General features: G+C 52.3%; 18 protein-coding genes. 2 read left to right on the top strand and 16 right to left on the bottom strand.

Features of this window, described 5'->3' with window-relative positions; translation table 11 throughout:
• Window positions 1-27: 27 nt before the first annotated feature.
• Window positions 28-363, top strand: coding sequence for a rubredoxin (locus tag EGM51_06425; protein QBG47046.1), 336 nt, complete (start codon window positions 28-30; stop codon window positions 361-363).
• A 107-nt stretch (window positions 364-470) separates the two neighbouring features.
• Here the strand turns inward: EGM51_06425 and EGM51_06420 are convergent, their stop codons facing one another.
• From EGM51_06420 to recA, 9 genes are all read right to left on the bottom strand, one after another.
• On the bottom strand, window positions 471-908 hold the full coding sequence (locus EGM51_06420; GenBank protein QBG47045.1) for a V-type ATP synthase subunit K: 438 nt from the start codon (window positions 906-908) through the stop codon (window positions 471-473).
• A gap of 23 nt (window positions 909-931) precedes the next feature.
• A complete protein-coding gene (locus EGM51_06415; protein ID QBG47044.1) occupies window positions 932-2749 on the bottom strand; it encodes a hypothetical protein in 1818 nt (605 codons plus the stop codon).
• On the bottom strand, window positions 2746-3333 hold the full coding sequence (locus EGM51_06410) for a V-type ATP synthase subunit D (GenBank protein QBG47043.1): 588 nt from the start codon (window positions 3331-3333) through the stop codon (window positions 2746-2748). The genes EGM51_06415 and EGM51_06410 overlap by 4 nt, the downstream gene beginning before the upstream one ends.
• 35 nt (window positions 3334-3368) lie before the next feature.
• Window positions 3369-4667 (bottom strand): V-type ATP synthase subunit B, encoded by a 1299-nt coding sequence (locus tag EGM51_06405; protein ID QBG47042.1) that lies wholly within the window; start codon window positions 4665-4667, stop codon window positions 3369-3371.
• Window positions 4657-6399 (bottom strand): V-type ATP synthase subunit A, encoded by a 1743-nt coding sequence (locus EGM51_06400; GenBank protein ID QBG47041.1) that lies wholly within the window; start codon window positions 6397-6399, stop codon window positions 4657-4659. The genes EGM51_06405 and EGM51_06400 overlap by 11 nt, the downstream gene beginning before the upstream one ends.
• A 40-nt stretch (window positions 6400-6439) precedes the next feature.
• Entirely contained in the window at window positions 6440-6988 is a 549-nt protein-coding gene (locus EGM51_06395) for a DUF2764 family protein (GenBank protein ID QBG47040.1), read from the bottom strand.
• Between the two features lie 12 nt (window positions 6989-7000).
• A complete protein-coding gene (locus tag EGM51_06390) occupies window positions 7001-7609 on the bottom strand; it encodes an ATPase (GenBank protein ID QBG47039.1) in 609 nt (202 codons plus the stop codon).
• A 315-nt stretch (window positions 7610-7924) separates the two neighbouring features.
• Window positions 7925-8899 carry a M28 family peptidase gene (locus EGM51_06385; GenBank protein ID QBG47038.1) on the bottom strand — a complete coding sequence of 325 codons (975 nt, stop codon included), beginning with the start codon at window positions 8897-8899 and terminating at the stop codon, window positions 7925-7927.
• A gap of 3 nt (window positions 8900-8902) precedes the next feature.
• Window positions 8903-9925, bottom strand: a complete 1023-nt coding sequence (recA, locus tag EGM51_06380) for a recombinase RecA (GenBank protein QBG47037.1) — start codon at window positions 9923-9925, stop codon at window positions 8903-8905.
• Between the two features lie 221 nt (window positions 9926-10146).
• On the opposite strand from recA, the gene EGM51_06375 reads away from it, so the two are divergent.
• Window positions 10147-11763 carry a SulP family inorganic anion transporter gene (locus EGM51_06375; protein ID QBG47036.1) on the top strand — a complete coding sequence of 539 codons (1617 nt, stop codon included), beginning with the start codon at window positions 10147-10149 and terminating at the stop codon, window positions 11761-11763.
• Window positions 11764-11794: 31 nt separating this feature from the next.
• On the opposite strand, the gene ppk2 is transcribed toward EGM51_06375, so the two are convergent.
• The 7 genes from ppk2 to EGM51_06340 form a co-directional block, all read right to left on the bottom strand.
• Entirely contained in the window at window positions 11795-12616 is an 822-nt protein-coding gene (gene ppk2 / locus EGM51_06370; protein ID QBG47035.1) for a polyphosphate kinase 2, read from the bottom strand.
• A gap of 170 nt (window positions 12617-12786) precedes the next feature.
• Window positions 12787-14019, bottom strand: coding sequence for an NADH:ubiquinone reductase (Na(+)-transporting) subunit F (locus EGM51_06365; protein QBG47034.1), 1233 nt, complete (start codon window positions 14017-14019; stop codon window positions 12787-12789).
• Window positions 14020-14032: 13 nt separating this feature from the next.
• A complete protein-coding gene (gene nqrE / locus EGM51_06360; GenBank protein QBG47033.1) occupies window positions 14033-14638 on the bottom strand; it encodes an NADH:ubiquinone reductase (Na(+)-transporting) subunit E in 606 nt (201 codons plus the stop codon).
• 3 nt (window positions 14639-14641) lie between these two features.
• Window positions 14642-15244, bottom strand: coding sequence for an NADH:ubiquinone reductase (Na(+)-transporting) subunit D (locus EGM51_06355; protein ID QBG47032.1), 603 nt, complete (start codon window positions 15242-15244; stop codon window positions 14642-14644).
• Window positions 15244-15882 (bottom strand): NADH:ubiquinone reductase (Na(+)-transporting) subunit C, encoded by a 639-nt coding sequence (gene nqrC, locus EGM51_06350; protein ID QBG47031.1) that lies wholly within the window; start codon window positions 15880-15882, stop codon window positions 15244-15246. The genes EGM51_06355 and nqrC overlap by 1 nt, the downstream gene beginning before the upstream one ends.
• A complete protein-coding gene (locus EGM51_06345) occupies window positions 15875-17110 on the bottom strand; it encodes an NADH:ubiquinone reductase (Na(+)-transporting) subunit B (GenBank protein QBG47030.1) in 1236 nt (411 codons plus the stop codon). Before EGM51_06345 ends, nqrC begins: the two co-directional genes overlap by 8 nt.
• Window positions 17110-18543 carry a Na(+)-translocating NADH-quinone reductase subunit A gene (locus tag EGM51_06340; GenBank protein QBG47029.1) on the bottom strand — a complete coding sequence of 478 codons (1434 nt, stop codon included), beginning with the start codon at window positions 18541-18543 and terminating at the stop codon, window positions 17110-17112. The genes EGM51_06345 and EGM51_06340 overlap by 1 nt, the downstream gene beginning before the upstream one ends.
• Between the last annotated feature and the right edge of the window lie 74 nt (window positions 18544-18617).

Below are 18617 nucleotides of genomic sequence, written 5' to 3'. Positions count from 1 at the left end.
TTTCCCTACACTAACCAAGGAGACGCAATGAAGAAATGGAAGTGCGAAGTATGCGGTTATATTCATGATGGAGATGAAGTCTGCGATACCTGCCCGAAATGCGGGGCACCGGCGGAAAAATTCACGGAGCTGGATGAAAAGGCGGCGGGGCTGATTGAACGTTCCCGTCATACCAATGCCCTGCACGCACAGCTGATTGATCTGGCCCGTCAGATTGAACGGGTTTGTGAAGACGGGATTGAAGATGCGCTGGATCCGGGCTGCGTGAAGGTGTTCGAACAGTGCCTTAAAATGTCTTATCTCCAGATGAAACTGGCCATGACCGAAATGCAGGGTCATATGGGCAAAGGTAAGTGGGGTTAGCAAACAGCGAAAGCTGAAATGAAAAAACACCCGGTCGCTGGTGCGACGGGCGTTTTTCATTTTCCGTTCTCCTCCGCCAGGGCAGTGGCAGACGAGACGAAGGAAACTTAAAGGGTCTTCTGAATGAAGATCATCACAAAGAGGGCAACCGTTTCCACGATACCGAGTACCGTAAGGTAGTTGCCGAATCCCTGGCCGGTTTCAGCGAGAGCGTCAGAGCCTGCCGCTCCGGCTTTACCCTGATACCAGGCCGAGAAGCCCATGGCAATTCCGCCAATGATACCGGCACCGAAGTGTGCAAAGCTCGCGTCGGCTTTAAGGATAAAATTCATGAGCAGCATGCCGTAAATGGTCTGCGACAGCGGGGCACCAATGAAAACGAGCAGGATGAAGGGAGCAGCCTTGCCCTGCAGATAGCATTTCTTCCATGCGCCGATGCCGGCCATACCTGCGGTTCCTGTGCCCAGTGCCGATCCGATTGCGCCGAATCCCAATGCCATAGATGCGCCCATTTTGGCGTATGCTTCGATTTGTGTTGCGTCCATTGTATTACCTCCTATTGTCGATTCTAATTATTTAAAGTTTCGTTTTTCTTCTTGAACGGGTTGTAGTGAATACCGCCCCATTCCACACCTGCGTGTCCCGAGAATTCCAAGGTGTTCAGGCGGATGCCGTGTACCAGGATGCCCATTGCACAAAGAATAATATTCAGTCCGTGACCCAGGAACAGGATGAGTGCCGCGCCGAGCGACGCAAGTCCCTTGAATCCCATGCCCAGCGCCATTTCATTGAACGCGACTGCAATGGCGAGCGAGGCTGCACCTACGGCATAGAGACGTACATATGAAATGATATCCACAAAGTTGTTGATCAGATCCAGCGCCAGCGTAACCAGGCCGAAGAACTCTTTTTTGGCCAGTAGACTGATCAGGATCAGGAGTGCGCCGGTACCGACCATGCCGCCGAGGATGTTTTTCGGCATCATGGGAACCGGAATGGCGTCAACGCCGATGACCATTTCCAGCACTAGGAAGAACAACCCCCAGGTGGAGAGAATCCATCCCAGATCAGCCAGACATGAAACGCTGTTGATCTTGCGGATGAAGTTCCAGACATGGGCAATTGTGATATGAATGGCACCTATGGCGAAACAGATGAACATGATGTTATTGGCCGCCACATCCGGATCGCGGAGTCCGGTATCTGAGGAGAGTCCGGTCATGAAGTCATTGGTTATCGCCTGAAGCGGTCCGGGAAGACTTTCCGTCGGAATGCCGAAATAGTTTCCGGTGAGGGCTCCGAAGATTACGCAGCAGGTGCTCATAATCAGTAGCAGATTCAGTCCCGGCTGAGCGGCCTCTTTGCCTTTGGTTTTCACTTTACCAAACAGTGTGACGCCAATAAACAGGAGACCATAACCGGCGTCGCCGATCAGAAACGCAAAGAAGATGCTCAGGAAAATCAGGAACAGGGCACTGACGTCCAGCTCTTTATAGCCCGGAACAACACCGATCACATCCAGCACAGCCTGAATCGGTTTAACCCATTTGGGGTTCCGCAGAAGGGTCGGAACTTCGTCTTCGCCTGTGACCTCTTCGAACGTAAAGCCCCAGCCATATTGCGCGGCCGCCGCCTCGATGTCGTGTTCCCGGTCGGCCGGATAAAATCCTCTGAGGTAGACAACGGAGGCATCGGCGCCCATGCCGGCCTGCGTCTCCAGATAGGTCACTCTGTCGGCGGCGGCATCTGCAATTTCATCGACGAGCGCTTTGTCGCCCGCATATTTCTGCAGTTCGGCTTCGATTTTTTCCAGCTCTTTTTCCGTGTTGTCAAGATGGCGCTGCAGATGACTCAACGAACGGTCCGGCAGGCGGACTTCGTGAGCCGGCAGGGTGAATGCTTCCCGCGAAACCGCCAGAACATAAATGCTGGTTTTGTCGCGGCTGATTTCCTCAATGGCAATCCCTTCCGGAATTTGGGGGGTTCCTTTTATCGGGAGCTCATACAGTTTGGCATACACCCCTTCAGTCTGAAGCTGTTTCAAATCGCGCGGGTCAAATTCTCCAAAGGGGGAAATGCGTTCGATTTCATGTTTGAGCCCCTGGCGCTGTTCCTGAAGCTGTTTTTCTGAATCCAGCAATTTCCATACGGCATCCACCACCTGATCGCCATCTTTACCGGTCGGGTCAGCATCGGGGCGGGCCTTCAGTATTTCCTGTGCACGCTGAACATATTGAAGATGATTCCGGGCTTCTTCCAGTTTTCCGCTGGACGGTGCCTGTACGTGCTCAACATGTACCACTTTGAGGTCACGCAGTTTTTCCAGCGTAGCTTCCTGCTGCGAACGGGTGCACAGAAGCGTAAGTTTTTTCATTTTTACGATCATGCGCTTTTTCCTTTCGCGATCTTGGAGCGGGCCACCGCAGCGGTCTGCTGGTCACCCATGAAAATGCGGATGACCCGGATGTTTTCCTTGGCTTCGGGAATTTTCACTTTTTCAAACAGGTTAACGCGCTGTGTGGTTGTGCGCAGTTCTTCACCCAGAAGCCGGTGCTGCTCTTCCAGAATCTGCCGCTCGACCCGCAGGCGGGTGAGCTGTTTCAGGGTATTGACCCCTTCATCCGTCCAGGCTTCGGTTTCGAAGAGGTTCATCGGGACCTCTTTGAAAACCAGGTCGTCGAGAATCGGAATAGTCACGCCGGCAATATTGCCATGAGATGTTTTAAGCGTTTCAAGTTCTGCATACGGTCCGAGATCAATCGGTTCCGAGAAGAGCTGAATCCAGGAGCTGAGCTGTGCGCGGGCTTCCTGTTCTTCATCACGCTTTTCCTCGATTTCCTGATCGAGACGGCGCATTTCCATCTGAAGCTGCTGCTTCTTAAGCTGGAGCGTCGGCAGATAGCGTTGAAACCGCTTGAGCGCATCGCGCTGCGTTTTCAATTCGTTTTTGGTTAACTTAATTTTTGCCATGAATCAGTCCTTTGTCGGATCTGCCTGATCTCCAATTAAGCCTTCGGCCAGAATTTGTCGGTATATTTCGACTGAATGCCGGTCTCGGAAGGTTCGAAACATTCGGCCAGAATTTTCCAGCCGTTATCCAGCGCTTCTTCCAGCGGGGTATTTACCGTGATGTCCATCATGCTGCTTTCGAACTTTTCACCGTATTTGAGCAGTTTGGTGTCCCAATCCGACATGCGGAAGCCCATGGACTGTTTTTCCAGCGTTTCTTTATAGTTTGCATAGAGCTGAATCATGGTATCCATAATCACGCGATGGTCTTCGCGGGTACGGTCGTTGACCTGCTGTTTCAGGCGGGACAATGAACCGAACGGTTCGATACGACCGTTTTTCAGATAGAACTGTCCTTCGGTAATATAACCGGTGTTGTCCGGAACCGGGTGGGTAACGTCATCCCCCGGCATGGTGGTTACGGCCAGAATCGTGATGGATCCGCTGCCTTCAAAGTCCACCGCTTTTTCGTAGCGGGCGGCCAGCTGGGAATAAAGATCGCCGGGATATCCGCGGTTCGACGGAATCTGCTCCATGGTAATGGCTACTTCCTTCATGGAATCTGCAAAGTTGGTCATGTCGGTCAGCAGTACCAGGACCCGTTTGTCTTCCTGAGCATACTGTTCCGCAACCGCCAGAGAAACATCGGGAACAAGCAGACATTCAACGGTCGGATCAGAAGCGGTGTGTACGAACATCACGGTGCGGGAAAGTGCGCCGCTTTCGTCCAGTTTGTCGCGGAAGAAAAGGTAGTCATCATGTTTCAGCCCCATGCCGCCGAGAATGATCACATCCACTTCAGCCTGCAATGCGATCTGCGCCAGCAACTCGTTATATGGCTCGCCGGCTACCGAGAAAATCGGGAGTTTCTGCGATTCAACGAGGGTGTTGAACACGTCGATCATCGGAATGCCGGTACGCACCATATTCCGCGGAATAATACGTTTGGCCGGATTGACGGACGGGCCGCCGATTTCAATCATGTTTTCTTTAATCTCGGGGCCGTTGTCGCGCGGTTCACCGGATCCGGAGAATACGCGGCCGAGCAGGTTGTCGGAAAACGGAATCTGCATGGTACGCCCGAGGAAGCGCACTTTGGAGTCGGTACTGATACCGCGCCCGCCGGCGAAAACCTGCAGATAAACATCTTCTCTATCGAGACGGATGACCTGTGCCATGGATACGCCGTGATCAGAATCAACCAGAGCCAGCTCGCCATTGATGATGCCATCAGCTTTAACCACGATCACATTGCCGGTGATCTGTTCAATACGGTGATACACTTTATTCTGCATAGTCAGAAACCTCCGCGAGCGCTTTACTCATTTCCTCTTCAATTCTCTTAAAGTCATCGGACTGGAATTCGCTGTTGTTCCAGTCGCGGCAGGTCTGGGTGAGCTGCTGGAAGAACGAACGTGCAGCCCCCTTGTCCTTAAATTTCATTTTAGTATCGAGTATCTTCAGCAGCCGTTCGAAAACATATTCCTGGCGCTCAACCGTATTGGCGGCGTCGGTTTCGTTGAACGCGTTCTGCTGCAGATAGGTGGCGTCAATGTATTCCGATTTCAGGTAGAGAATAAAGTCCTCAATGGAGGTGCCTTCTTCCCCGACGACTTTCATCATCTGACCGACTTCCGCGCCGTCGCGCAGGATTTTACGGGCTTTTGAAACTTTTTCGAGCGGTACCACCGAAGGGTATTTGCTCCATGAATCGAGCGGGTCGATCGCCGGATAGCGGCGGGCATCGGAACGTGCCCGGGAAAGACCGTGGAAAGCACCCACCACTTTAAGCGTCGCCTGGGTTACCGGCTCTTCGAAGTTACCACCGGCCGGGGATACTGTACCGCCGATCGTGACCGATCCGGTTTTTCCATTATTAAGCCTAACCACGCCGCCCCGTTCGTAGAACGAAGCGATCACGGATTCGAGATAGGCCGGGAACGCTTCCTCGCCGGGGATTTCCTCCAGACGACCCGACATTTCGCGCAGCGCCTGTGCCCAGCGGGAGGTGGAATCGGCCAGCAGGAGAACGTCGAGGCCCATCTGACGGTAATATTCAGCCAGTGTGACGCCGGTGTATACCGATGCTTCACGGGCGGCTACCGGCATGGATGAGGTGTTGCAGATGATCAGCGTACGTTCCATCAGCGATTTCCCGGTACGCGGGTCGGTCAGTTCCGGGAATTCGCGGAGCGTTTCCACCACCTCGCCGGCCCGTTCGCCGCAAGCCGCAATAATTACAATATCCACCTCGGCATTACGCGACATAATCTGCTGCAGTACTGTTTTTCCGGCGCCGAACGGACCCGGAATACAGAATGTTCCACCTTTGGCGACGGGGAAAAAGGTGTCGATGGTGCGCATGCCTGAGGCCATGGACTCGGTGGGGCGAAGCCGTTCGGCGTAACATTTGATCGGCATTTTCACCGGCCAGATCTGCATGATTTTACAGTCGCGGGTGTTGCCTTTGTTATCTTCCAACGTTGCGATCACCTGTTCAACGGTATACTCACCGGCCGGAGCCGCTTCTTTTACTTTCCATTTTCCGCGAAGGTTGAAAGGGGTCATGATTTTATGGTCGTACAGACCTTCCGGAACCGTGCCCAGGGTGTCGCCGGCAATGACGGTATCGCCGACTTTTACTGCAGGGGTATAATTCCATTTTTTATCGCGCGGAAGCGGATCAAGGTATTTACCCCGCTGCAGGAAGAAGCCCGATTCCTCGGCAAGACGGGGGAGAGGATTCTGCAGACCGTCAAAAACCTGAGTCAGCAGCCCCGGGCCGAGCTCTACAGAAAGCAGAGCACCGGTGAATTCAACCGGATCGCCGACTTTGAGGCCGACCGTATCTTCAAAAACCTGAAGTTCGGCACTGTTGCCGCGTACACGAATGACCTCCGCCTTAAGTTTCAGGTCGCCGGAGCCGACGCTGGCATAGGCCACTTCGTTCTGGATCACGGGTTTATTGAATTCAACCTTCAGCAGGTTGCCGTTCACCCCGATAACTTTACCGATGTTTTCGCTCATAATCTTTGTCCTCTATCCCAATAAAAGCAACCGCCGCGGATTATTCCGATTCCGCGACCTCTTCTTTTTCTGTATTTGCTGTAATGACGGCTTCGATCTTCTCCTTGCCGACGGAAACATCCATATTATTCCAACGTTCAACAATTTTAAGTTGAATCCCGTAGGCCAGCACTTTGCTGAATCCAAATGTATCTTCGCCGATCAGCTCTTCCGCCAGCTGCCAGCGGGCGCGGTCAAGTTCCTGTTCGAGTTCAAGCGGATCATTGCGGGTGAATGCTTCATTCACGAGCACTTCAACGGTTCCGTTGAATCCTTCGTGCGGCTGGAGGTGTTCCTTGAAATCGATGCCGAGTTTCTGGCCGCGATGTCTGGCTACGGCATTGCGCAGCTGCGTTTCCAGATTATGCCAGGTTTTACAGAGCGGGCAGGGGGAGGCGACCGGCTCGTTGAGCAGGACCGCTTTCAGAATGCCCGTTTCGCGTTCCGTAATCCATTGCGAACAGTTTTCAATATACTGTTCGACCGATACCGGGGGCTCATCTCCGATGCGGAGACTCGGCAGACTGGCTACGAGTGAATAGTAGGCCATCGTCTGCTTCCGTTAGTTGGAAATCTGTTCACGGGCGATGCCGCTCACAATTTTTGCCAGTTCAGGACGAAGATAGGCCGCAAGAGCATCGGCCACCGCTTCTCCGGTATACTCGAGGGAGACGCTTTTGCCTTCGAAAACCACTTTAAAGCCGTTGAGCACTTCGTTGTCGGAAACCAGCTCGATGCTTTTTCCGGAAGAGGAAGCCAGACTCGAGCAGTAGGACGCGAGGGCGGCCTTATCGGCTTCATTCACGGTTATTGTGGCGTTGCTTTCATCCTGTGCCACCACATCAGCAATCATTTTCTGCAGCAGTTCACCGCTGAGTGCGTTTTCGACTTCCCGGCCCAGCGTTTCGGTAACCACTTTTTCGCAGCCCTGGCCGACGGTAATCAGCAGATCACGCGCAGCCTGTTCGAGAGTTTTTACGGACCGGTCGGCAAAAGCAGCCGCTTCCGTTTCAGCCTGCTTGAGGGTTTCTTTTGCTTTCGCTTCCGCGTCGGCGACAATTTTGGCGGCTTTCTCTTTGGCCTGTGAAATAATGGAATCCGCCTCGGTATTGGCTTTTTCCACTCCTTCTTTCTGGATCTGCTCGATCAGGTGCTTCAATTCTTCTGCCATGGTTCTCTCCGTCTCCGATTTTTTGGTAAAAGAGCTATCGATATAAATGGTTTGAATGGGCGTTACAAGCCCCTTCATTAAGAAAATATTTAAATGATGATGCGAATACTCCCTGTTTTATATGTATATCGTTTAATTAAACGATTGTAGGGTGATACTACCCGTAATTTCAAGGCTCTCGGTACTAATGTTTTATACGTTGCGGGGTTCATGATTTAATCACTCGATCAAAATTAATCATTTGATTAAAAGTGTCAATAGTGATTTCCGGAATAATTCAATTGGCTTTTATCCGGGTTTTTAAAACGCACGTTATTATAAGGATTTGGACTGCTGAAAAATCTGCCTGATAAGCTGTAAGGTTATATTGCCTGTAATTTCGAGACTTTCCGCACTGATGTTCTGCATATTGTCGGCCTCCGTATGCCAGTAATCGTTCAGCCCCGGTGCCGAGCCGAACTTGAAGTCGATCAGATCGATAGCCGGGATTCCGATATCCAGGAAGGGGACATGGTCGTCGGTGATAATCGATCTTGTAAGAGTGAAACGCTCGCGACAGCCCAGCGTGTGAGCTGCTTTGAATGTTTCCTGTACCAGATCCCTGGAGCTGTTGTAAGGCAGCGTAAATTTCAGATCTTTGTCTCCGACCATATCCAGCAGGATCATCGCCCGGATTTTCAGATGGTCACCCCGCTGGACCAGCTGGCGGGCCATATAACGGCTTCCGTGCAGTCCATCACCGGGAATATAGTCTGCAATACCTTCTTCACCGTCAAAAAAAGCAAAGAGTATTCCGATCTCCGGAACGGTTTCTGAACTGCGGATCATCCGTGCAAGCTCCAGCAGGACACCGGTACTCGAGCCCGAATCATTTGCGCCCTGGAAATGATCAATACCGGGCATGGTATCAAAGTGTGATCCCAGAATAATCCACTCTTTTGTTTTTCCGGGAATCATGCCGATGACATTGATCATCGTTTTTCTACCTTCCGGAGTCATATCGGTGAATTCATCCATTTCGGCCTCGACGCCGAACTGTTCGAGGCGCCGGAAAATATGCTTTGCCGCTTTCCAGCCTCCGGACGTACCCGCATCGCGCGGGGAATACTGTACGAGCTGCTCGACCTCGGCATAGGCCTTCTGTCCGTCAAATGCAGGAAGGTCGAGGGAGGACTTTTCCGCACCGCATCCGGACAGGCCCGCCATCGCAGCGACACAAAGAATACGAAGCAGAACCACAAAGTTCACCGTGGCGGCGGCAGTGTCTTTGCGGTTCGAAATGGTGAGCATGGTTTATTTCCCGGTCACTTCTTCGCGGCTTTTATAGATCCGTTCGATTACCGAATCACAGAGTTCCTTGTCTTCCTTCAGCGCCCGGACCGCGGCATCCCGGCCTTGTCCCAACTGCGTACCGTCCATCGAGAGCCAGGATCCTTTTTTATCGATAATCCCGGCGTCAATCGCGGCATCGATCACTGAGCCGGTGTAGGAAATACCTTCGGCGTAGAGAATATCGAATTCCGCCTGAGTGAAGGGCGGGGCCACTTTGTTTTTCACCACTTTAACGCGGGTACGGTTTCCGTAGACGGTGCCGGAAGAATCTTTCAGCTGGCCGATACGGCGGATATCGAGGCGCACCGAAGAGTAGAACTTCAGGGCTCTGCCGCCAGGCGTAGTTTCCGGGCTGCCGAACATGACTCCGACTTTTTCACGAATCTGGTTGGTGAAGATACAGATGCATCTCGAATGGTTGATGGCCGAGACCAGTTTTCGCAGCGCCTGCGACATCAGACGCGCCTGGAGGCCGACGTGGGACTGCCCCATTTCGCCGTCCAGTTCGGCCTGAGGAGCAAGGGCGGCCACGGAGTCGACCACAACAACATCGAGCGATCCGCTCTTTACGAGGGCTTCGCAGATATTCAGTGCCTCTTCGCCGGAATCGGGCTGTGAGACCAGCAGGTTGTCGATGTCGACACCGATTTTTTTGGCATAGCCGGGGTCGAGTGCGTGTTCGGTATCAATAAAGGCCGCCGATCCGCCTTCTTTCTGCGCATTGGCAATCACATGGGAAACCAGCGTGGTTTTACCGGAGGATTCCGGACCGTAGATTTCAATAATCCGGCCACGTGGAAGTCCGCCTACGCCCAGGGCGAGGTCAACGGTCAGTGCACCGGTCGAAATGGAATCAATCTGTGTATTTGCACTGGCTTCCCCCAGTTTAACAATGGCCCCTTCGCCGTACTGTTTCTGAATCTGGGAAACAACGGCACTGAGTGCGGATGCGGGATCTTTCGGAGTGTCTTTCTTTGCGGCCATGCTGGAGTCTCCTTCGTCTTGTGCTTCAGGTTCGCAAGTAAAGGGCGCAATGTATTCAAACGCTTAAGAGGTGTCAACGCCACCGGCAGTCAATCCTCGGAAAAAATACTTCTGCCGCCGGTTGAAAAGTCCCTTAAAAAAACTCGCCATGACTTTTTATTCTGGGATAGTCGCGCGCTTTTACAGAAGTACGAACACCATATTACAAACCGGAAAATTTTATGACGAAAACCAATAAACTGTTCAAACTGAAGATCGAACGCCCGCGCAATGTGAAAAATGATCTGCTCTCCGGTCTGACCGTTGCCCTGGCCTTGGTGCCCGAAGCGGTGGCGTTTTCGTTTGTAGCTAAAGTGGATCCGGTGATCGGTCTGTATGCCGCATTCATGATGGGGCTGATTACCGCGATTTTCGGGGGGCGTCCGGGTATGATTTCCGGTGCGACCGGCGCAGTTGCGGTTATTTTTGCACCATTAATGATCGAGCTGTCCCGGCCGGGTATACTGCCTGAGGGGGTGACCAAAGAAAGCTATCTGTTTGCTGCGGTGATTCTGATGGGGATTATTCAGATGCTGTTCGGTTTTTTCAAACTCGGCAAATTTATCCGCATGGTACCGCATCCGGTGATGCTCGGCTTTGTGAACGGGCTGGCCATTATAATTTTTAAATCGCAGTTCGAGATGTTCTATGTTGGCCATGGCGAGGAAGCGCATCTGCTGCCGGGCGTGGATCTGGCCTTTATGGGCGGTATGATTGCACTGACCATGGCCATCAGCTTTTTTCTGCCGAAACTCACCAAAGCCGTTCCGGCCACGCTGGCGGGGATTGTTGTGGTAACGGTTCTTTCTCTGGTGCTTGATAAAACGGGGATTCACACCGCCCGCAATGTACTCGATTTTGTGCAGGGCATGGACCCGACCAAGGAAACTATTGCGGCCGGATTTCCAACCTTTGGAATTCCGGAGATTCCGTTTACCTGGGCGAATCTTAAAATGATTCTTCCTTTTTCAGCCCTTGCGGCTGCGGTTGGCCTGATTGAATCGCTGATGACGCTGACGCTGGTGGATGAAATTACGGAAACCCGGGGACGAGGAAATAAAGAGTGTATCGGTCAGGGCCTCGCCAATCTGATGAACGGATTTTTCGGCGGAATGGGCGGCTGCGCCATGATCGGTCAGAGTATGATCAATATCCGCGGCGGCGGACGAGGGCGGCTTTCCGGTGTTTCGGCGGCGGTTTTCCTGCTGCTGATTCTGCTGGTGGCCGCACCGCTGGTGGAAATTATTCCACTCGCAGCACTTGTCGGCGTCATGTTCATGGTGGTTATCGGCACGTTTGAATGGTCGAGTCTGCGCCTGTTCGGCAGTGTGCCGAAAATGGATATTTTTATTATTATTCTCGTCTCGGTTGTGACGGTGCTGCACGACCTCGCGGTTGCCGTGCTCGTCGGCATCATTGTTTCCGCATTGGCATTTGCCTGGGAACACGGAAAAAAGATTCATGCCGGAATCAGTACCGATGCAAACGGCACGAAGATCTATCATCTGGAAAGTGCGCTGTTTTTCGGTTCCGCCCAGTCCTTTAAAGATCTGTTTGATCCGCTGAACGATCCGCAGGATGTGGTGATCGATTTTGAAAATGCGCGTGTGTATGACCATTCCGGGATTGAGGCCATCAACAACATTACGGAACGGTATGCGGATCAGGGCAAATTTCTGCATCTGCTCAACCTGAGTCCGGAATGTCGGGAGCTGCTGAATAAAGCGGAAAATATTGTAGAGCTTAGTGTGATCGAGGATCTGAACTGGCAGCATGTTGCGGACGACCGCCTGGCCTGATCTGGGGCGTTACGGCGGCGTTATATCTGCGTTAGTAAATATGCGGAATGAAGTTCTGTTCAGCATGGGGCGGCCGTTTGTAGTCGCCGTAATCCTGTCGTGGAGGTAATTCAATCTGTTCCGGGGTCAGATCTTCATACGGAATCTGGCTGAGCAGGTGGGAAATACAGTTCAGCCGTGCTTTTTTCTTATCGTCGGCTTCCACCACCCACCAGGGACTCTCGGGAATGTCGGTTTTTTCGAACATCTCGTCTTTGGCCTTGGAATATTCCACCCATTTTTTACGCGATTTCATATCGATGGGGCTGATTTTCCAGCGTTTAGTGGGATCTTCCATACGATCTTTGAAACGGCGTTCCTGTTCCTCGTCACTGACTGAAAACCAGTATTTAACGAGATAGGTATTGGCGCGGATCAGCATTTTTTCGAACTGGGGGCAGGCAATGAAAAATTCCTCAACCTCTTTTTCGCTCACAAAGCCCATCACACGGTCGACCACGGGGCAGTTATACCAGGAGCGGTCAAAGAGCACCATTTCACCTTCAGCGGGAAGGTGGGGCACATAGCGCTGAAAATACCATTGTTTCTCTTCGCGTTCGGTCGGTTTCCCTTTTGCAACCACGCTGCAGACGCGCGGGTTGAGGCATTCGGTAATGCGTTTGATGGCTCCGCCTTTGCCGGCGGCATCGCGCCCTTCGAACAGTACGACGACTTTCAGACCCTTGTGTTTAATCCATTCCTGCATTTTAACCAGTTCAACCTGAAGACGTCTCAGTTCGGATTCATAGTATTCGCGTTCGAGTTTGCCGTTCTTTTTGTAGCCTTTCTTCCGTTTTTTCAGATCAGACACCATTTCCTCCTCTTGAATGCGCTTTATTTCAAAGCAGTTTATGGGGTACGGGCCGGCAGGTCAAATCAAAGCGCGCAGAGCAGGGAATAGTGGGGTATGAAAAAAGCCCGTCCTGTAATTCAGGGCGGGCTTTGTATATTCCAGGGGATTTGGGCCATCCCAATCGCCGGGAATCAGATGCCGAAGTCGTCGGCCATGATCATTTCGGGTTCAACACCGAGATCGTAGCACATATCCTTCACGCATTTGAGCATGATCGGCGGTCCACAGAGATAGTACTCAATCTCTGTCGGGTCTTCATGCTGATCGAGGTAGTTGTCATATACAACCTGGTGGATGAATCCGGTCGGTCCGTCCCAGTTGTCTTCCGGAAGCGGATCACTGAGTGCAATATGGAATTCAAAGTTCGGGAACTGTTTTTCCAATTCGCGGAATTCTTCCACATAGAACAGCTCTCTCAGCGAGCGGCCGCCATACCAGAAGGTGATTTTACGATCTGTGCCGATCCGTTTGAGCTGATCGTAGATATGCGAGCGCATCGGCGCCATACCGGCACCACCGCCGATGAAACACATTTCGCGATCGGTTTCCTTGGCAAAGAATTCACCGTACGGACCGGAGATGGTAATTTTGTCGCCCGGTTTCAGGCTGAATACGTAACTGGAGCAGATGCCCGGCGGATAGCTGGTGCCCGGCGGCGGCGACGCGATACGAATGTTGAGCATGATGATGTCATCCTCGAGCGGATAGTTGGCCATCGAATATGCCCGGAAGCAGGGTTCATCGTTTGAGGCAACGTTGTCCCACACATTGAATTTATCCCAGTCGCTGCGATATTCTTCGGCGATATCAAACGTCTTGTATGAAAGATCCTTATAGGCAGGAACGTCGATCTGAATGTAACCGCCGGCTCGGAAGTCGAGCTTTTCGCCTTTCGGTAGTTCAACGACGAGCTCTTTAATAAAGGTAGCCACATTGTCGTTGGAACGAACGGTGCATTCGTACTTCTTGATGTCGAGGATAGACGGCTCGATATCGAGCTTCATATCTTCCTTGACCTTCAGCTGACAGGCCAGACGCACGCCTTCCTTGGCTTCGGCTTTTGTGACCTGACCGGCTTCAGTCGGCAGCAGCTCCCCGCCGCCTTCGAGCACTTTACATTTGCACATGCCGCAGGTGCCACCACCGCCGCAGGCTGACGGAAGGAAGATTTTATCCGTGGAAAGGGCGGTCAGCAAAGACGATCCCGGTTTGACTTCAACTTCCCGGTTCCCTTCGTTGATTTCCAGTTTTACCAGTCCCTGAGGTACCAGTTTTTTTGCTGCGATCATCAGCAGAATGACCAGCGTCATAATCACTGCAGTGAAGACGATCACACTTGAAATAATATACGTTATGTTTTCCATAGTCTTTATTCCCTTAGAGACTGATGCCGGCGAAGCACATAAAGGCCATTGCCATCAGGCCGGTCATGATCATAGTGATTCCCAGCCCTTTAAGGCCGTCCGGCAGGTGAGAGTAACGCAGCTTTTTCCGAATCGCGGCCATGGCGGCAATCGCCAGCAGCCAGCCGGTACCGGAACTTGCGCCGTACACCACGGATTCTGCAAATCCATAGCTTCGTTCCACCATAAAGAGCGAGCCGCCGAGGATTGCACAGTTCACGGTGATGAGCGGCAGGAAGATACCCAGTGCGTGGTAGAGAGCCGGAAAGAACTTATCGAGAATCATTTCAACGAGCTGTACCATGGAGGCAATCGTTGCAATAAAGCAGATAAAGTTCAGGAAGCTCAGATCCAGATCGGGCAGTCCTGCCCAGGCCAAAGCGCCCGGTTTCAGCAGAAAGGTGTAAATGGCCCAGTTGGCCGGCACGGTAATGGTCAGAACGAAAATGACCGCAAAACCGAGACCGATGGCCGTGTCCACCTTCTTCGAACAGGCAAGGAAGGAGCACATCCCGAGGAACGAGGCCAGCAGGATGTTCTGAATAAAGATTGATTCAACGGCTAAACTTAGCAGATCCATGGCTTACTCCTCCACATATTTGGTAATGGTGCGCTGCAGCCAGATGAGCAGCCCCAGGATGATAAATGCTCCTGGTGCGAGAAGCACCAGGCCGTTGCCCATATAGTTTTCGGGAAGAATCGGAAAATTATACAGGGTACCGAAACCGATAAGCTCACGAAGTGCGGCCACCGTGATCAGGATGATCCCGTAACCAAGACCGTTTCCAAGACCGTCAAGGAGTGACTCCTTGGGACCGTTCTGCAGGGCGAATGCTTCGGCGCGTCCCATTACGATACAGTTGGTAATAATCAGACCCACGAAAACCGAAAGCTGTTTGGAAATATCAAACAGGTAGGCTTTCAGTAACTGGTCGGCAATAATTACCAGCGAGGCAATCACGGCCATTTCGACAATCATCCGGATGCCGGCCGGGATTACATTCCGCAACAACGAGATCACCAGGTTCGAAAGCGAGACCACCGAGGTCAGGGCCAACGTCATGACGATTGCGGTATCAAGTTTAACGGTTACCGCAAGTGCCGAGCAGATGCCCAGTACCTGAACGGTAATCGGGTTATTATCCGAAAACGGATCCATTAATATTTTTTTAGCAGCGGAAGCCATTATTTGCCCTCCTTAAGCGTGTTGAAGTATTCTGCGTATGTGGCTGCATCCTTACGAATGAAGGCCTGCACCCCTTTACCGGTCAGTGTTGCACCGGAAATGCCGTCTACAGATGAGTCATCTTTTTCGGCCCCGGGTTTCACAACCTTGAATTCGGTCGGTACGCCGTCGTCGTAAAGTTTTTTACCTTTGAAGTCGTTCTGGAACCACGGTTTTTCAATTTCCGCGCCGAGGCCGGGAGTCTCGACGTGTTTGTAGAAACTGATACCCGCGATCGTTTCGAGGTCGCTCTGCAGGGCGAGGTATCCATAGATATCACCCCAGAGACCTTTGCCCGAAATCGGGAAGGCATATTTGGAGGGGGTATCCGAACCCTCATCCGTCCAGGTATAGACCAGCAGTCCATCGGAAGACGCATCAGCAATATAGGTTGCAAATGTTTCCTCGATTTTTTCCGGGGTCCATTCCGCTTTATTTGAAAGGTCAATACCGAATGCTTTGATGATGTTTTTCTTCACATCCAGTTTTTCATTGGCCACCTGCGCCGGCTTGAGGGCCGCGGCAGTCACGGAGAGCAGCAGGCTCACCACCAGGCAGGTGCCTGCTGCAAAAACTAAGGTTCTAGTATCTTCACGCATTGTTCAAAGCCCTCGCATAAGCAGTACGTTTTTTAATGTGTCCCTGAACCACGAAGTGGTCAACCAGCGGGGCCATCACGTTCATGAACAGAATCGCCAGCATGGCGCCTTCCGGATAGGCCGGGTTGGCGACGCGGATCAATACAGTAAGAGCACCGATCAGGAAGCCGTAGATAAACTTACCTACGTTCGTAGCTGATGCGGAAACCGGATCGGTGGCCATAAAGACAATACCGAAAAGGAAGCCGCCCATAACCAGATGGTAAAACCAGGGCAATGATGCAAACTCATTGTCGAGCGGAAGCGCATTGAACAGCAGGCCCATCATAGCGCATCCGATAATCCCGCTGACCATAACGCGCCAGGAGGCGATGCCGGTCAGCATCAGGAAGCCCATACCGATCAGAATTGCAATTACGGAGGTGGAGCCGATTGATCCCGGAATATTTCCGACCGTCATATTCTGCAGGGTATAGCCGGCATGGTTGAGGGCATCAACCGCTGCCATTCCGCTTCCTTTAGCCGCCGCAGCAACAGCAAGCGGCGTGGCCTGAGTTACCCCGTCAACATATTCACCGGAATGACCGAGGATGCTGTTGACGATGGAGGGGGATTCCGCAAGTGAGCCCACCCAGACTTTATCGCCCGAAATCTGCGCCGGATAGGCGAAGAAGAGAAATGCACGGGCGGTCAGAGCAGGGTTCAGGATGTTGTAGCCCACACCGCCGAAGATTTCCTTGCCGATTACGATGCCGAACGAAATACCGATCGCAACCTGCCAGAGCGGAATCGTCGGAGCCAGGGTCAACGGGAATAGCATGCCGGTGACCAGGAAGCCTTCGTTGATTTCGTGTCGTCGTATGACGGCGAAGAGCACTTCCCAGAGGCCGCCGACGGCATACGAAACAAAAATGATCGGAAGAACCATCAGTGCTCCGCGGGCCATGTCGGCCCCGAAGGTCGACTCAATACCGTTTGCCAGATTAAACTGGTTACCGGCGTTCCAGATTCCGAAAAGAATACATGGAATCAGGGCGTAGATTACAAAGATCATCAACCGCTTCTGGTCAATAGAGTCCCGAACGTGCGGAGCACTCGGGGTGACATCGGCCGGTGTGCGGTTAAAGGTGTCGCCCGCTTCCCACAGGGGGTAGAGGCGTTCGAACTTGCCGCCTTTTTCAAACAACGGGGCAATGTTCTTATCCATAAAGTCGAATAGGGCTTTCATTAAATTCCTTCCTCCTCGATCTCTTCCAGGCCGCGTTTGATGATGCCGCAGACATCGGTCTTGTGCGGGTCGACAAAAGAAGCCAGTGCAAAATCTTCCGGATCGGTTTCAAGGATACCGAGCTGAATCATCTCATCGGTGTCATGTGCCAGCGCGGCACGGATCAGGAAATCGGTCATAATATTCAACGGCTGGAATTTATCCATCCATCCGGTAACCACCATGGCGCGGTGTGAACCGTGCAGATTAGTGCCGAGTTTCCAGTCGTGGGAAAAACCGAAGAAAGAGGAGATATTCACGCGGTGCGCGCTGTACTGGAACAGGCCCGGTGTTGTCCAGCCCAGCAGGTGACGCGAGCGGTCTTCTTCCAGTGCGAATATTTCCGATCCATAATACGGAACGCAGGCATCGGCCTTTATCTGGCTGCCCCAGAGAACATTGCCGTTAATCAGCCGGACGTCGTCGCCCTGAATCGCTTTGCTCAGCAGGGATTCCAGTGATCCGCCAATCTCCACCTTATAATATTTGCGGAATTCTTCCTTAACCGCCGGTCCCGCAAGTGCGATGATTTTGGTTTTCGGAAGTTCGCCGGTCAGCAGGGTTTTCCCGATCAGGATCACATTCTGGGCTGTAATTGTGTAAACTGTATCGTGCGGAAGAATCGGGCTGATCCGGTTGATGTGTACGCTGGTGTTTCCGGATGGATGTTTTCCGGAAAACGTGTGGCTTTCAGCATTTTTAAAGTCCGGTATGTCGGAACCGGCCGATTTGCAAAGATGCACTTTGCCTTCGGTCAGTTTCGCCAGGGCATTGATCCCGGTCTGAAACGCCTCTTCGTCTCCTTTAAGGATAAGGCTGAAATCCGCCTGATACGGTGCGGAGTTGCAGGCATTGATAAAGACCGCTTTCGGCGCAGCGTCCGGATCAGCGATTTTATTAAAGGGACGCTGCTTGATCAGCGGCCAGACGCCGGTGTTCAGCAGATGATCCGCCACCTGTTCACGGGAGAGCTGTCCCACACTGTCGCGGGTATAGGTCTCGAACGTAACGTTGTCCTGGCTCTGCGCATCCTTCTCGATCTGGATTTCAACCGGGAAACGCCGTGCGCCCAGGTTGATAGCCTTGACCGTTCCGGCGCAGGGCGAACGAAAAACCATTTTTTCGTTTTTCTTGTTTTCAAACAATACGTCACCGCGCTTTACGGTCTCGCCCGCCTTAACCTTAAGGCGAACTTTCAGCCCTTCAAACTCGGAAGGGTAGACCGTGAAAAGCTGCTGGCTCGCATATTCTTCGACGTTCGTGGACGGCTTGCCGACCACCTTGACATCGAAGCCTTTTTTAATTTTGAAGTTAGCCACGCTATTTTCACTCCTCGGATTTCTTGTACGAAAAATCGCACCTTGTTGCTGAAAAGCGCAGAAACCTATCGCTATTCAGACAAAATGTCATGAGACAAATTAGATAAAAATACATCGAATGCTATTTCTACCCGCAGAAGTCCCCCGGA

The organism is Verrucomicrobia bacterium S94 (genome assembly GCA_004299845.1).
Classification (GTDB): Bacteria; Verrucomicrobiota; Kiritimatiellia; order Kiritimatiellales; family Pontiellaceae; genus Pontiella.
The sequence above is the reverse complement of the archived record's forward strand: the minus strand, read 5'-3'. Positions and strand labels throughout refer to the sequence as shown.